Source organism: Nonomuraea longicatena (genome assembly GCF_039525605.1).
GTDB lineage: Bacteria > Actinomycetota > Actinomycetes > Streptosporangiales > Streptosporangiaceae > Nonomuraea > Nonomuraea longicatena.
Map to the genome: position 1 here is coordinate 694,588 of NZ_BAAAHQ010000001.1, position 13,076 is coordinate 707,663.

At 69.8% G+C, this 13,076-nt stretch carries 11 protein-coding genes; 8 read left to right on the forward strand and 3 right to left on the reverse strand.

The genetic code is table 11. The annotated features are described in order from the left end of the window. Positions 1 to 5 precede the first annotated feature (5 nt). From ABD120_RS03115 to ABD120_RS03145, 7 genes are all read left to right on the forward strand, one after another. Positions 6 to 1,184, forward strand: coding sequence for a trans-sulfuration enzyme family protein (locus ABD120_RS03115; RefSeq protein WP_343948112.1), 1,179 nt, complete (start codon positions 6 to 8; stop codon positions 1,182 to 1,184). A gap of 30 nt (positions 1,185 to 1,214) precedes the next feature. Further along, complete coding sequence (locus ABD120_RS03120; RefSeq protein ID WP_343948113.1) at positions 1,215 to 2,456, forward strand: ABC transporter substrate-binding protein; 1,242 nt, start codon at positions 1,215 to 1,217, stop codon at positions 2,454 to 2,456. Further along, positions 2,423 to 3,358 carry a carbohydrate ABC transporter permease gene (locus ABD120_RS03125; RefSeq protein ID WP_343948114.1) on the forward strand — a complete coding sequence of 312 codons (936 nt, stop codon included), beginning with the start codon at positions 2,423 to 2,425 and terminating at the stop codon, positions 3,356 to 3,358. Before ABD120_RS03120 ends, ABD120_RS03125 begins: the two co-directional genes overlap by 34 nt. Then, positions 3,342 to 4,157 carry a carbohydrate ABC transporter permease gene (locus ABD120_RS03130; RefSeq protein ID WP_343948115.1) on the forward strand — a complete coding sequence of 272 codons (816 nt, stop codon included), beginning with the start codon at positions 3,342 to 3,344 and terminating at the stop codon, positions 4,155 to 4,157. The genes ABD120_RS03125 and ABD120_RS03130 overlap by 17 nt, the downstream gene beginning before the upstream one ends. Positions 4,158 to 4,352: 195 nt before the next feature. Continuing rightward, the gene (locus tag ABD120_RS03135; RefSeq protein WP_343948116.1) at positions 4,353 to 6,587 is read left to right on the forward strand and encodes a glycosyl hydrolase family 95 catalytic domain-containing protein; all 2,235 of its coding nucleotides are present in this window, start codon (positions 4,353 to 4,355) and stop codon (positions 6,585 to 6,587) included. 245 nt (positions 6,588 to 6,832) lie between these two features. Beyond that, complete coding sequence (locus ABD120_RS03140) at positions 6,833 to 7,162, forward strand: DUF485 domain-containing protein (RefSeq protein ID WP_343948117.1); 330 nt, start codon at positions 6,833 to 6,835, stop codon at positions 7,160 to 7,162. Next, on the forward strand, positions 7,159 to 8,760 hold the full coding sequence (locus ABD120_RS03145; RefSeq protein ID WP_343948118.1) for a solute symporter family protein: 1,602 nt from the start codon (positions 7,159 to 7,161) through the stop codon (positions 8,758 to 8,760). The genes ABD120_RS03140 and ABD120_RS03145 overlap by 4 nt, the downstream gene beginning before the upstream one ends. Before the next feature lie 77 nt (positions 8,761 to 8,837). Here ABD120_RS03145 and ABD120_RS03150 read toward each other — a convergent pair whose 3' ends face one another. Together ABD120_RS03150 and ABD120_RS03155 are read right to left on the reverse strand one after the other, a co-directional pair. After that, positions 8,838 to 10,343, reverse strand: coding sequence for an MFS transporter (locus ABD120_RS03150; RefSeq protein WP_343948119.1), 1,506 nt, complete (start codon positions 10,341 to 10,343; stop codon positions 8,838 to 8,840). Then, positions 10,340 to 10,906: a TetR/AcrR family transcriptional regulator gene (locus tag ABD120_RS03155; protein ID WP_343948120.1), complete on the reverse strand. Its 567-nt coding sequence runs from the start codon at positions 10,904 to 10,906 to the stop codon at positions 10,340 to 10,342. The genes ABD120_RS03150 and ABD120_RS03155 overlap by 4 nt, the downstream gene beginning before the upstream one ends. Positions 10,907 to 11,028: 122 nt before the next feature. Here ABD120_RS03155 and ABD120_RS03160 point away from each other — a divergent pair, with 122 nt between their 5' ends. Continuing rightward, entirely contained in the window at positions 11,029 to 11,574 is a 546-nt protein-coding gene (locus tag ABD120_RS03160; RefSeq protein ID WP_343948121.1) for a TetR/AcrR family transcriptional regulator, read from the forward strand. Here ABD120_RS03160 and ABD120_RS03165 read toward each other — a convergent pair. Continuing rightward, positions 11,512 to 12,996, reverse strand: coding sequence for a WS/DGAT/MGAT family O-acyltransferase (locus ABD120_RS03165; protein ID WP_343948122.1), 1,485 nt, complete (start codon positions 12,994 to 12,996; stop codon positions 11,512 to 11,514). The genes ABD120_RS03160 and ABD120_RS03165 overlap by 63 nt on opposite strands. Positions 12,997 to 13,076 lie beyond the last annotated feature (80 nt).

Genomic DNA, 13,076 nt, shown 5'->3' on the forward strand with positions numbered 1-13,076 from the left:
CCCCCATGGACGAGCACATCATGGACGACGAATGGATCTGCGGCAGGCTGGGCGAGGACGCCTCCTGGCAGCTCGGCGCCGTCAACCCCCCGGTCTTCGAGAACTCCCTGTTCACCTTCGCCTCGGCGGCCGACCTGGCCGAGGCGATCAAGGACGAGGACGAGAGGTACGTCTACTGGCGCGGCACCAACCCGACCGTCGACCTGTTGCAGCGCAAGCTGGCGGCGCTGGAGCGGGCCGAGCGGGCCAAGTGCTTCGGCTCCGGCATGGGCGCCATCTCGGCGGCGATCTCGTCGCTGGTCTCGGCGGGAGACCACGTGCTGGTGCTGGGGTCGGTCTACGGGCCGACCACGCAGTTCCTGCGTTATCTGGCGAAGTTCGGTGTCACGCATACGCACGTCGGCGATCTCGACGGATGTGACAGTGCTATCAGGGCGAGCACCCGCCTACTCTACTTCGAGTCACCGTCGTACATGCGCTACGAGATCTTCGACGTGGCCGCCGTGGCGGCCTGGGCGTCGGCGCGCGGGCTGGTGAGCGTGATGGACAACACCTGGTCCACGCCGCTGTTCCAGAAGCCGCTCACGATGGGCGTCGACCTGGTGGTCCACTCGCTGTCGAAGTACGTCGGCGGCCACAGCGACCTGGTCGGCGGCGTGGTGGCGGGCCCGGCGGCCCTGGTGCGTCCGCTGGCACTGACGGAGTACCAGCTCTACGGCGCCGCGATGTCGCCGCACGACGGCGCCAAGGCCATCAAGGGCCTGCGCACGCTGCCCGTCCGGATGCCCGCCCACCAGGAGCGGGGTCTCGCGGTCGCGGCGTTCCTGGCCGGGCACCCGGCGGTACGGGCGGTGCACCATCCCGGGTTGCCCGCGCATCCGGGTCACGCGCAGGCGCTGCGGCAGATGACCGGGTTCTCCAGCCTGTTCGGCTTCGAACTGGACACCGACTCCGGCGAGGAGGTCGCGGGCCTGCTCGACCGGCTGCGGCACTTCCGGGTCGGGGTGTCGTGGGGCGGATTCGAGTCCCTCGCGGTCGCGCCCGCGCTGTCGGTGGAGGAGAGCGTGCGGGCCACGATGGGCGTGCCGGTGGGGCTGGTCCGGCTGTCGGTCGGCCTGGAACCGGCGCAGACGCTGATCGAGGATCTCGCTCTGGCGCTGGAGGGGGTCGCTCGCCTAGCGTGACTGACAGCGCTGTCATCCCCTGGAGGCGTTATGCGACCCTTCCTCCCCGCAGCCCTGACCGTCGTCCTGGCTCTCACCGCCTGCGGCTCGCCGTCCGGATCCGGGACCGTGCGGCTGCGCCTGATCGAGAGCCTGACCAGCCCCGAACGCACCAAGCTGATCAGGACCCTGCTCGCCGACTTCGAGAAGGCCAACCCCGGCATCGAGGTCGAACTGGTCTCGCCGCCCCACGACAGCGCCGACCAGAAGATCACGCAGATCCTCCAGACGAAGAAGGGCCTGGACGTCCTGGAGGTCCGCGACCACACCGCCAAGTCCTTCTCCAACAACGGCTGGCTCGGCGAGTTGCCCACCACCGGCTGGCCCGGCTGGTCCGACCTCACCGAACTGGCGCGGAAGAAGGCCGTCGAGATCGGCGGCAAGCCGTACCTGATCCCCTACGGCTTCTACCAGCGCACGCTGTTCTACCGCACCGACTGGGGGCTCACGAAGCCGCCGGGGACATGGCAGGAGTTGTTCGAGGCGGCCAAGAAGATGACCTCGGGCGGGCGGTTCGGCTACTCCTTCCGGGGCGGCAAGGGCGGCGCCGACTACGCGGTCATGATGATCAGCGCGTACAACGGTGAGAAGGTGGACCCGGAGCGGTCCTTCTTCCTCAAGGACAAGCGCACGATCTTCGCCACCCCCGAGGCCGCCCGGGCGATGGAGCTGTTCGTGCGCCTGTTCAAGGAGGCGTCGCCGCCCGACTCGCTCTCATGGGCCTTCCCCGAGATGGTCCAGGGCTTCACCTCCGGCGTCACCGGCCTGCTCATCCAGGACCCGGAGGTCATCAAGACCGTGCAGGACAGCGCGGTCGAGGCGTGGTCCACCGCGCCGATCCCGAAGGGGCCGACGGGCTACGCCTTCCAGCCGGTCGGCTACGCCGGATGGGGCATCACCTCCTTCACCCGCCACCGGGAGGAGGCCGTCCGGCTGGTTCGGTTCCTGTCGGAGCCGGAGCAGAGCATCCGCTTCGCCAAGGGCAACTCGCTGATCCCGATCTCCCGGCAGGCGCAGGACGACCCGCAGTTCGGCCAGGGGGCCTGGAAGGCGTACCTGGAGGCGCAGCGCGACCCGAAGCAGGTGATCACCGTCCGGCCGGTCGACTCGCCCGGCTGGAGCCGCTTCCTGGTCGACTCCGACCGCGACGTGCAGTCGCTGCTGACCGGTCAGAAGTCGGTCGCCGAGGTGCTCGGCTCGTGGGACGCGTTCTGGTCGGCGCAGGCGTCATGACGCTCACGGCCAAACGCGCCTTCCACCCTCGGCGCGGCCTGTTCATCGGCCTGAGCCTGCTGCCGGCGGCGCTGGCGGTGGCCGTGTTCACCTACTGGCCGATGGTGCGCGGCAGCGTCATGGCCTTCCAGAACTACCACCTGTTCGACCTGACCGCCACACCGTTCACCGGCCTGGCCAACTTCGCCGCCGTCCTGTCGGACGACCGGTTCTGGACGGCGCTGCGCAACACCGGCACCTGGGTCGGGGTGTCGCTGGTCTTCCAGTTCGCGCTCGGGTTCGGCCTGGCTCTGCTGCTGCGCAGGCACTTCCCCGGACGCGCCCTCTATCAGGCGTGGGTGTTCTTCCCATGGGCGATGTCCGGCTTCCTCATCGGGCTGCTGTGGCGGTGGATGTTCAACGGGCAGTTCGGCGTCGTCAACGACCTGCTGATCAGGGCCGGGATCGTCGAGACGCCCATCGCCTTCCTGGCTGACCCCGGCTGGGCGATGACCTCGGTCGTCGTGGCCAACATCTGGTACGGCGTGACCTTCTTCGCCATCATGATCATGGCGGCGCTGCAGTCGGTGCCCAGAGAGCTGTCCGAGGCCGCCGACGTGGACGGCGCCTCAAGGGCCCGCCGGTTCTGGCACGTGACGCTGCCGCACATCCGGCCCACGCTGACGCTGATCGTGCTGCTGCGGATCATCTGGATCCTGAACTTCCCCGACCTCATCTACGCGATGACCGGTGGCGGCCCGGCCGGCGGCACCGACATCGTCACGACGTACCTCATCCAGCAGGTCATGGGCGGCGACTACGGCCGGGCCGGAGCCGTCGGGCTGCTGGTGCTCGGCCTGCTGCTGTCCTTCGCCGTCTTCTACTTGAACGCCACGAGGTCGTCCGATGCCGCGCGTCGCTAAGGCCGTGATCCTCGGCGCCTGGCTGCTGGTCACCGTCTTCCCGCTCTACTGGATCGCCGTCACCTCGCTCAAGCCGCAGGCCGAGATCTTCTCCATGCCACTGCGCTACTGGCCGGGTACGGTCACCTTCGAGCACTACGCCGAACTGTTCGCCTTCGCCGACTTCGGCCGCTACCTGGCCAACAGCCTGCTGGTCTCGCTGGCGTCCGCCGCCGTCGTCACGGCGGTCGGCGTGCTCGGCGGCTACACGCTGGCCCGCTTCGACTTCCCCGGCAGGGGCGCGCTGATGCTGGGGTTCCTGGTCACGCAGATGATCCCGCTGTTCATCGCGCTCGGGCCGCTCTACCTGCTGATGTCCGACCTCGACCTGCTCAACCGGCTGGCCGGGCTGATGGTCGTCTACGTGGCGATGCTGGTGCCGTTCGCCACGGTGATCATGCGCGGCTTCTACGAGCGGGTGCCGGTCGCGCTGGAGGAGGCCGCGCAGGTGGACGGCGCCTCGCGGCTGGGCGCGATGGTCCGCGTGGTCGTCCCGGTGATGCTGCCCGGAGTCGCGGCCACCTTCATCTTCGCCTTCGTGCAGTGCTGGAACGAGTTGTTCCTGGCGATCACCTTCATCGACAGCGAGGACGCCAAGACCGTGCCCGTGGCCATGAACTCCTTCATCACCCAGTACGACGTGGACTGGGGCGCGATGGCCGCGGCGACCGTGGTGTCCGTCGTGCCGACGCTGATCCTGTTCGCCGCGATCCGCCGCTACCTGGTCGAGGGCCTGACAGCGGGAGCCGTCAAGGGCTGACGGGCGGCACCTCTACCTGGAGGCGGCCGCCTTCTCCAGCGATGCATCCGATGAATCAGAGTGGCATTCACTCGCGTCGTCCCTGATGGGAGGCGGTTTCGTGCGGCGAGGTAGACAACTGGCGCCTTGACGGCAGTGAAGCCGTGTGTCATACAAAGCAAAGCTCCGATGAATCTCTGGAAGGATCACTGCCAGATGACCGGGATCTCTCGCCGTTCCTTCGTCGTGGGCGCGGGGGCGGCCGTCACCGCATCCTCGCCCGTCGCCTGGGCCCGTGCCCCCCACGATCGCGAGGACGTGCACAGCACGGTCCTGCGCGACGCCGCCATGGTCTGGAAGCGCTTACCCGGCGGCTGGACCGAGGCCCCGTTCCTCGGCAACGGCTTCCTCGCCGCGCACGTCTACCACGTCGGCGGCGAGGGCCGCGTACTGCGCTTCATGATCAACCATGGCCACGTCCAGGACCAGCGCGGCCAGTGGGAGGCCGCGATCGGCTACTCCCGCCTGGGCGTCGGCTACTTCACCCTCACCTTCGCCGGATCCATCACCGGCGTCGACTGGACCCTCGACCTCGAGAACGCCGAACTGTCCGGCACCGTCACCACCACGCAGGGCGGCGCCCGCTTCACCGCGCTGATCCTCGGCCACCGTGACGTCATGCTCGTCTCCACCGAGCCCAGCGCCGGCGAGGAGGCCATGGCCTGGGCGTTCGTGCCGCTGCCCTCGGCCACCACCCGCCAGCAGCGCCGCCCGCCCGACTACACCGCCAACCCCGACCCCGCGATCGCCCCCGGCCACGTCGAACAGCCCATGCACGCCGGCGGCGGCTACACCACCGCCTGGAAAGAGGTACGGCACGGCGGCAGGCGCCTGCTCGCCGCCACCATCGTCTACGGCTACCCGGACTCCACCGGCAGGGACCGGGCGATCGAGACCGTCACCGACGTGCTGCGCCGCCCGCCGGACGCGCACGTGGCCGCCCACCGGCTGTGGTGGCGGCGTTTCTACCGGCGCAGCCTCGTCTCCGTGCCGGACAAGAAGGTGCAGCGCTTCTACTGGATCCAGCTCTACAAGCTCGCCTGCTGCGCCCGCGACGACGCCCCCGTCGTCCCCGTGTTCGGCCCCTGGTTCCCCGAGCGCGGCAACAACTGGACCCAGATCTGGTGGAACACCAACGTCCAGGTCACCTATCCGGTCGCCAACGGGTCCAACCACTGCGAACTCGACGCGATCACCCCGGCCTTCCGCCGGTACCACCGCAACCTTGAGGGCAACATCTGGCCGGAACTGCGCGACGGCGACACCTACGCGCTGTGCCACCCCGGCGACTGGCAGCTCCGCTCCGGACCCCGCTACGTCGGCAGACCCGGCCTCAACCCCAACGACCACACCGGCAACCTCGTCTGGGCGCTGCACAATGTCTGGGTCGCCTACCGCCACCACATGGACGACACGGTCCTGCGCGACGTGCTCCACCCGGTGCTCGGCAGAGCCGTCAACTACTACGCCCGCTTCCTCACCGAGGGCACGGACGGACTGCTCCACCTGCCGACCACCCGCTCGCCCGAACTCGCCAACGCCGCCGACTGCACCTACGACCTGTCGCTGCTGCGCTGGGGCGTCACCGCGCTCATCGACGCCGCCGCCCGCCTGCGCGTGGACGAACCCCGGCTCGCCCAATGGCGCGACATCAAGGCGCGGCTGGTGCCGTACCACGAGGACGGGAACGGCGTCATGATCGGCGCCGGGGTGCCGTTCGCCGAGTCGCACCGGCACTTCTCCCACCTGCTGTGGCTCTACCCGCTCCAGGAGAAGCTGGAGCGGCGCACCTTCGAGCACTGGGCGAGCATGCAGGCCCGCTGGCACGGCTACAGCTACGCCGCCGCCTCCTCCATGGAGACCCTGTTCGGCAACGCCGAGCAGGCGCTGTGGCACCTGCGCTTCTTCGTCGACGGCAACATCCAGGACAACTGCCAGCTGACGCCCAACACCATGTACCGGGAAGGCACCGGCTTCGCGATCGAGAGCCCGATCTCGGCCGCGCAGTCGCTGCTCGACATGCTGGTGCAGAGCCACGGCGGCGTCGTCAAGGTCTTCCCGGCCGTCTCCGCCACCTGGGCGGAGGCGTGCGTACGGGGGCTGCGCACCCAGGGCGCCTTCGTCCTCGACGCATCGCGCGCCGGGGGCCGTACGCAGTGGATCAGGATCCACAGCGAGGCGGGGGAGCCGCTGGTGCTCCGGCACGGCATCGAGGGCGAGATCGAGGTCCGCGACGAGGACGGCGGGCGGCTGCCGTACCGGGGCGCGGGGACGATCACCGTCCCGCTGCGCAGAGGCCGTACCGCGATCGTCAGCAGGCCGGGAGTACGGCCCGACCGGGCCCGCGACGTGCCCGCGAACGAGCAGGTCCCGCCCTGGGGACTGCCCTGACGTTCGCGGTCCGCGATCGATCAACTACACTGTGTGACTCGTCGGGTGCGGGCCACACTCTCCGCGCTCGTCGTCGTGCGGCCGCTGACCGCTTATCGCGCTAAAGGGACCTTTCATCGCACGTCCCAGCCAGCTAGGCGCCACGCGGCGGCTCCTCATCGAACCGCCGGTCTCCGGCTCTCCACGGAGGGTAGCTTGCGCTCTTACCTTGTGCGTGATCCCCATCACAGTCAGCGGGAGGCACGGTGACGACACAAGAACACGACGCGTCCGTTTACGAACGAGTGCAGGCGAGCAGCGAGTTCCAAGAACTGAAGCGGCGCTTCCGCGCCTGGACGTTCCCGATGACCGCAGCGTTCCTCGCCTGGTATCTCCTGTACGTCGTGCTCTCCGGCTGGGCTCGCGACTTCATGGCCGTCAAGCTCCTCGGAAACATCAACGTAGGCATGATCCTCGGACTGCTGCAGTTCGTCTCGACGTTCCTGATCGCCTGGGCCTACGCCAGGCACGCGGACAGACATCTGGACCCCCTCGCGGACAAGCTCCGGCACGAGGTCGAGGAGCGCGACAAGTGAGCGGACAGCACACCCTTTCCACCATCCTGTTCCTGGCCTTCGTGGTCGCCACCCTCGGCATCACCTTCTGGGCCAGCAGGCAGACCAAGACCGCCGCCGACTACTACGCGGGCGGCCGCTCGTTCACGGGCGTCCAGAACGGCCTGGCCATCGGCGGCGACTACATGTCGGCCGCCTCGTTCCTCGGCATCGCGGGCATGATCGCGCTGTCCGGCTACGACGGCTTCCTCTACTCGATCGGCTTCCTCGTGGCCTGGCTGGTCGCGCTGCTGCTGGTCGCCGAACTCATGCGCAACTCCGGCAAGTTCACCATGGCCGACGTGCTCGCCTTCCGGATGAGCCCGCGCCCGGTGCGCACCGCCGCCGGAGTGTCCACCATCGTCGTCAGCATCTTCTACCTGCTGGCCCAGATGGTCGGCGCCGGCGCCCTGGTCGGCCTGCTGCTCGGCATCACCTCGACGGCGGGCAAGAACTGGACGATCGTCGCCGTCGGCGCCCTCATGATCGTCTACGTGGTGTTCGGCGGCATGAAGGGCACCACCTGGGTGCAGATCGTCAAGGCCGTCCTGCTCATGGGCGGCGCCGCGATCATCACCGTGCTGGTGCTGGCCAAGTACAACTTCAACCTGTCGGCGCTGCTCGGCGCCGCCACCGAGGCCAGCGGCAAGACGAACCTGCTCGAACCCGGTCTGAAGTACGGCACCGACGCCCAGGGCATCTGGGGCAAGATCGACCTGATCAGCCTCGGCCTCGCGCTCGTGCTCGGCACCGCCGGACTGCCGCACATCCTCATCCGCTTCTACACCGTGCCGACCGCCAAGGACGCCCGTAAGTCGGTGCTCTGGGGCATCGGCATCATCGGCACCTTCTACCTGCTGACGCTCGTCCTCGGCTTCGGCGCGGCGGCGCTGGTCAAGATCCCGGCGACCGACACCGCGGGCAACACGGCCGCTCCACAGCTCGCCGCCGCGATCGGCGAGAACTTCTTCGGCGAGGTCGGCGGCACCATCCTGCTCGCGCTCATCGGCGCGGTCGCCTTCGCCACGATCCTCGCCGTGGTCGCCGGGCTCACACTCGCCTCCTCCTCCAGCTTCGCCCACGACCTGTACGCGCACGTGTTCAAGAAGGGCACCGCCACCGAACGCCAGGAAGTCGTCGTCGCCCGGGTCTCCGCCTTCGTCATCGGCGCCGCCTCGATCGGTCTCGGCATCCTCGCCCAGGGGCAGAACGTCGCCTTCCTGGTGGCACTGGCCTTCGCGGTCGCCGCCTCCGGCAACCTGCCCGCCATCCTCTACAGCCTGTTCTGGAAGCGGTTCAACACCGCGGGAGCCGTCTCCGCCATCTACGGCGGCCTCATCTCCTGCCTGATCCTGGTGGTCTTCTCGCCGGTCATGTCCGGTGCGAAGACCTCGCTGATCAAGGGTGCCGACTTCCACCTGTGGGAGCTGTCGAACCCGGGCATCTTCTCGATCCCGATCGGCTTCCTGTGCGGCTACCTCGGCACCGTGCTCAGCAAGGAGTACAACGCCGCCAAGTACGCCGAGATGGAGGTGCGCTCGCTGACCGGGGTGGGCGCCGAGAAGGCCTCCAGTCACTGACCACCCTCCCGCGTCGGGGCCCGGCTCCTGCCAGCCGGGCCCCGACGTGTTCCCCTCCCTTTCGGCGGAGGCGTTCGTCAGTGGTGGGTGGAGCCCAGGTCGAGGTCGCGCGGGGTGAGCCACCAGATCGCCAGCGTCGCCGCCAGCATCAGTCCGGCCCCGGCGGCCCCGGTGATCGCCAACGAGTCGGCGAAGGCCGCCTTCGCCAGTACGGCCAGCCGCTCACCCTCCGCGCCGAGCTGCGCGGCCACGTCGAGCGTGCCGCCGAGCGATTCGCGGGCGGCCGCGCTCCCCTCCACGGCATGCGGCAGCCCCGCCCGGTAGACGGCGGCGGCCACGCTGCCCAGCACGGCCACGCCCAGCACCGAGCCCAGCTCGTAGGAGGTCTCCTCGATCGCCGCCGCGTTGCCCGCCTTCTCCACGGGTGAACCCGACATGACGACCGCGGAGGCGATGGCCAGCGCACCCTGCCCGAGGCCGACGAACACCAGCGCCAGTGCCACCCAGCCGTACTCCAGGGGTGCGACGAACAGCAGAAGGAAGCCGAGCCCCGCCACGGCCATCCCACCGGCGAGCACCGTACGGGCGCCGATCCGGGCCGCGAGCGCGGGCGCCAGCGGCGAGGCCACCAGCGCGAAGACCGCGGTGGGCAGCAACCTCAGGCCGGTCTCCAGCGGAGAGTAGCCCTGCACGAGCTGCATCCACTGGGCCATCAGCAGCATCGTCGCCGCCATGGCGATCGAGGTGGCCAGCGCCACCACCACCCCGGCCGTGAACGGGCCGCTGCGGAACAGCCCGATGTCGAGCAGCGGGTCGGGCCGCCGCAGGCAGCGGAGCACGAACCAGCCCAGCATCACGGCCGCGAGGGTCAGCGTGGCCAGGCCGACCGGGTCGGTCAGGCCGTTCTTGCCCAGGTTCTTGATCGAGTAGACCAGCGCGACCATGCCGACGATCGACAGCAGCATCCCGGCGCCGTCCCACCGGGCGCGTACGGCGGTGCGCGACTCGGGCAGCAGGAACAGCCCGGCGACGATGGCGACGGCCATGACCGGCACGTTGACGAGGAAGGCGGAGTGCCAGCTGAAGTTCTCCAGCAGCAGCCCGCCGAGGATCGGGCCTAGGGCGCCGCCCACGGCCGCCATGGCACCCCACACGCCGAGCGCGGTGGCCCGCTCGCGCGGGTCGGTGAACAGTGTGCGGATCATCGACAGAGTGGACGGCATGATCATGGCGCCGCCGACGCCGAGCAGCGCTCGCACGGCGATCACCGCGAGCGGGCCGTCGGCCAGCAGGATCAGCGTCGAGGCGAGCCCGAACACGGCGAAGCCGGACAGCAGCATCTTCTTGCGTCCCCACCGGTCGCCGAGGCCGCTCACGGTGACGAGCAGCCCGGACAGCACCAGCGGGTAGGCGTCGACCATCCACAGCAGTTGCATGGCATCCGGCCGCAGGTCGGCCGAGATCGCGGGGAGCGCGACGTTGAGGATGGTGATGTCCATCACGACCAGCAGCAGGCTGGCCGACAGTACGGCCAGCCCGGCCCATCGTCGCCGGGTGGCCGTGGGTTCGGTGGCGAGTGTCATGAGATCCCCCGGTAAAGCGTTTCGATCACGATGCGGGGCAGGTCCCTGCGGGCCACGTCACCGCGCAGGATGCTCTGCCGCGCGGCGACGAGCAGGCCGTACACGACGCTGCTCACCCAGCGGGCGGGCAGGTCGGCGCGGATGACCCCGGCGCGCTGGCCTGCGGCGAACAGTTCGATCTCGCGCTCCTCCAGTTCGTCGATGCGGCGCTCCAGGTGCGGGTCCACCACCATGACGTGCTCGGAGAGCGCGAAGCCGTGCTCTTCGGCGTAGACGAGGTGGCGGGAGAGCAGGTCCTCCAACGTGCGCCGGATCTGCTCGGCGTCGCCGCTCGCGGTGGCCGCCGCGACCCCGGCCGCTTCTATCGCCTGCTCCCAGCTGTCCAGCGACCGGTTGGCGAGCTCGGTGAGGAGTTCCTCGCGGGTGCTGAAGTGGCGGTGGAGCGTGGCACGGCTGACGCCCACGGCCTCGGCGAGCTCGGCCATGGAGGACGTCGGCACCCGGTTGAGCCGCTGGATCGCCGCCGCCACGATCTCCTCGCGGTTCATCGCCATCTTCCGCATCTCCGTATCATTTGCGACATAAGTGTCTCATATGGTACGAAGATGTCGCGCAATGTCAAGCGGCACCATGGTCTGCCCCCGGCGGAATGGCAGGCGCACGGAGTGGGCGCTATCGTTCGGCTGTGGTGATCGGTGACGCGCGCACGCGCATCCTGGACGCGGCTGAGGAACTGTTCGCCGGAGGCGGCTACGAGGCGACGCCCACCGCGGTGATCGCCAAGCTGGCCGAGGTGCCCAAGGGCCTGCTCTTCCACTACTTCCCGAAGAAGATCGACGTACTGGTCGCCCTCGTCGACGAGCGCACACTGGTCGAGGAGACCAGGGAGGTCGACGCCGTACCGGGAGATCCGGCGGGCACGCTGTCGCGCCTGGCGCGGCGGCTGCCGCTTCGGGCCTCACCCGCGATGCGCCGCATCCTGTTCCGCGAGGCCGACACCCACGGCTCGGTCAAGGACCGGCTCGGCAGGCTCAACGGCGAGCTGATCAGACGCTCCCGCTTCGCCCTCGAACTCGCGCTGCCCGGCGCGCGGGGCGAGAACGCGCGCCTGGAGGTCGCGGCCGCCACGTTCGCGGCCGTGCTGCTCTACCAGGAGAACCTCTGCCAGCTAACCGGGCACCAGATCGATCCCGACGCCGTCGCCGAGCTCATCGCCCACTCCCTCGTCTAGCAACTCTTCCAGCGCCGTGCGCAGGTGGGCCATGAGCGTCCACACCTCGCTCAGTCGCTCGGGGCAGGCCACGACGCCGAAGTCGATCATCCCGTCGTACGAGAAGCAGGTGATGTTGACGCCGCCCGTGGCATCGGTGAGCACCGACAGCGGGTAATACGACAGCACTCGCGCGCCGCACAGGTACAACGGGAACTGCGGTCCGGGCACGTTGCTGATGATCAGGTTGATCGGCGGCGCCACGACCGAGGCCAGCCGGAACGCCGCGGGCACCGCCAGCGCCGACACCGGCGCGGGCAGCAGCGCGCACAGCTCGTGCAGCCAGTTCGCCGGCGACTCGGCGAAGCGGCGCTTGGCCGCGCGCATCGACCGCCCCACCGCGTGCAACCGGGCGTACGGCTCGGCCACGTCGGTCGCCAGCGGCGCCACGATCGCCGCGATCCGGTTGCCCACGGTGGTCCCCGCACCGCTCTCGGGGTCAGGGCTCAACGCGACGGGCACCCCGGCGATCAGCGGTTCCGGCGGCAGCTCGCCGCGCGCCAGCAGCCAGGCGCGCAGCGCCGACGCGCACATGGTCATGACCACGTCGTTCACGCTCAGCCCGTGGGCCTTGGCGACCGCCTTGACGTCCTTCAGCGGCACCGAGCCGAACGACACCCGCCGCTCCGCGCTGATCGGCCCGTTCCACGGGGTACGGGGGACCGTCAGATCCGGCAGGTCGGAACGCGGCTCACGGTCGCCCGCCGCCAGCCGCGCGGCCCTCGCGATCCGCCGCGCGCCGGGGAGCGAGGCGGCCAGCGGGATCGAGTCGAGTTCGCCCGCCGCCCTGACCAGGGAGCCGAGCGCGCGGGCGGGATGCGTGAGCACGCTGCGCGCCGCCCCCGCCAGCATGTCGCCGAGCCCCGGCGCGGGGGAGTCCTCCGCCTGCGGCTCCGGCGTCAACCTGGGCTCGGGGGTCAGGTCGAGGAAGGCCGCGAGCAGTTCGGCGCCGGAGACCCCGTCGATCGCCGCGTGATGGACCTTGGTGTAGACGGCGATCCGCCCGCCCGTCAGTCCGGTGATCAGGTGCATCTCCCACAGCGGCCGGTCGCGGTCGAGCCGCCGGGCGTGCACCTCGCCGACCGCCTCGGCCAGTTCGTGCTCGCCGCCCGGTGCGGGCAGTTCCCGGGCGAACAGGTGGCGGTCGAGGTCGAAGTCCGGATCGGGCGCCCAGTACGGATGGTCGAGACCGAACGGCACCGTCCGCAGCCGCAGCCGCAACGCGGGCGACAGGTGCATCCGCGCCTCCAGCAGCCCGGCCAGCGCCTCCCGGTCGAGGACGGCGCCCAGCGGGTCGAGCACGGCCAGACCGGCCACGTGGGCGGCCGTCGTCGGGGACTCGGCGTTGAGGAACTGCGCGTCGAGCGCGCTCAGCTGATGCAACGGACTACTCCTTCTGGCTCGCTCGCCGTCCAGCTTCACACCGAGAGATTTCCAGGACGTTTCCGCGCGAGTCTCGCAGA

What these genes read in the sequence shown, in the direction of transcription:
- ABD120_RS03115 (WP_343948112.1), top strand. Translation starts at nt 6, where the DNA reads ATGGACGAGCACATCATGGACGACGAATGGATCTGCGGCAGGCTGGGC.
- ABD120_RS03120 (WP_343948113.1), top strand. Translation starts at nt 1,215, where the DNA reads ATGCGACCCTTCCTCCCCGCAGCCCTGACCGTCGTCCTGGCTCTCACC.
- ABD120_RS03130 (WP_343948115.1), top strand. Translation starts at nt 3,342, where the DNA reads ATGCCGCGCGTCGCTAAGGCCGTGATCCTCGGCGCCTGGCTGCTGGTC.
- ABD120_RS03135 (WP_343948116.1), top strand. Translation starts at nt 4,353, where the DNA reads ATGACCGGGATCTCTCGCCGTTCCTTCGTCGTGGGCGCGGGGGCGGCC.
- ABD120_RS03150 (WP_343948119.1), bottom strand. Translation starts at nt 10,343, where the DNA reads ATGACACTCGCCACCGAACCCACGGCCACCCGGCGACGATGGGCCGGG.
- ABD120_RS03155 (WP_343948120.1), bottom strand. Translation starts at nt 10,906, where the DNA reads ATGCGGAAGATGGCGATGAACCGCGAGGAGATCGTGGCGGCGGCGATC.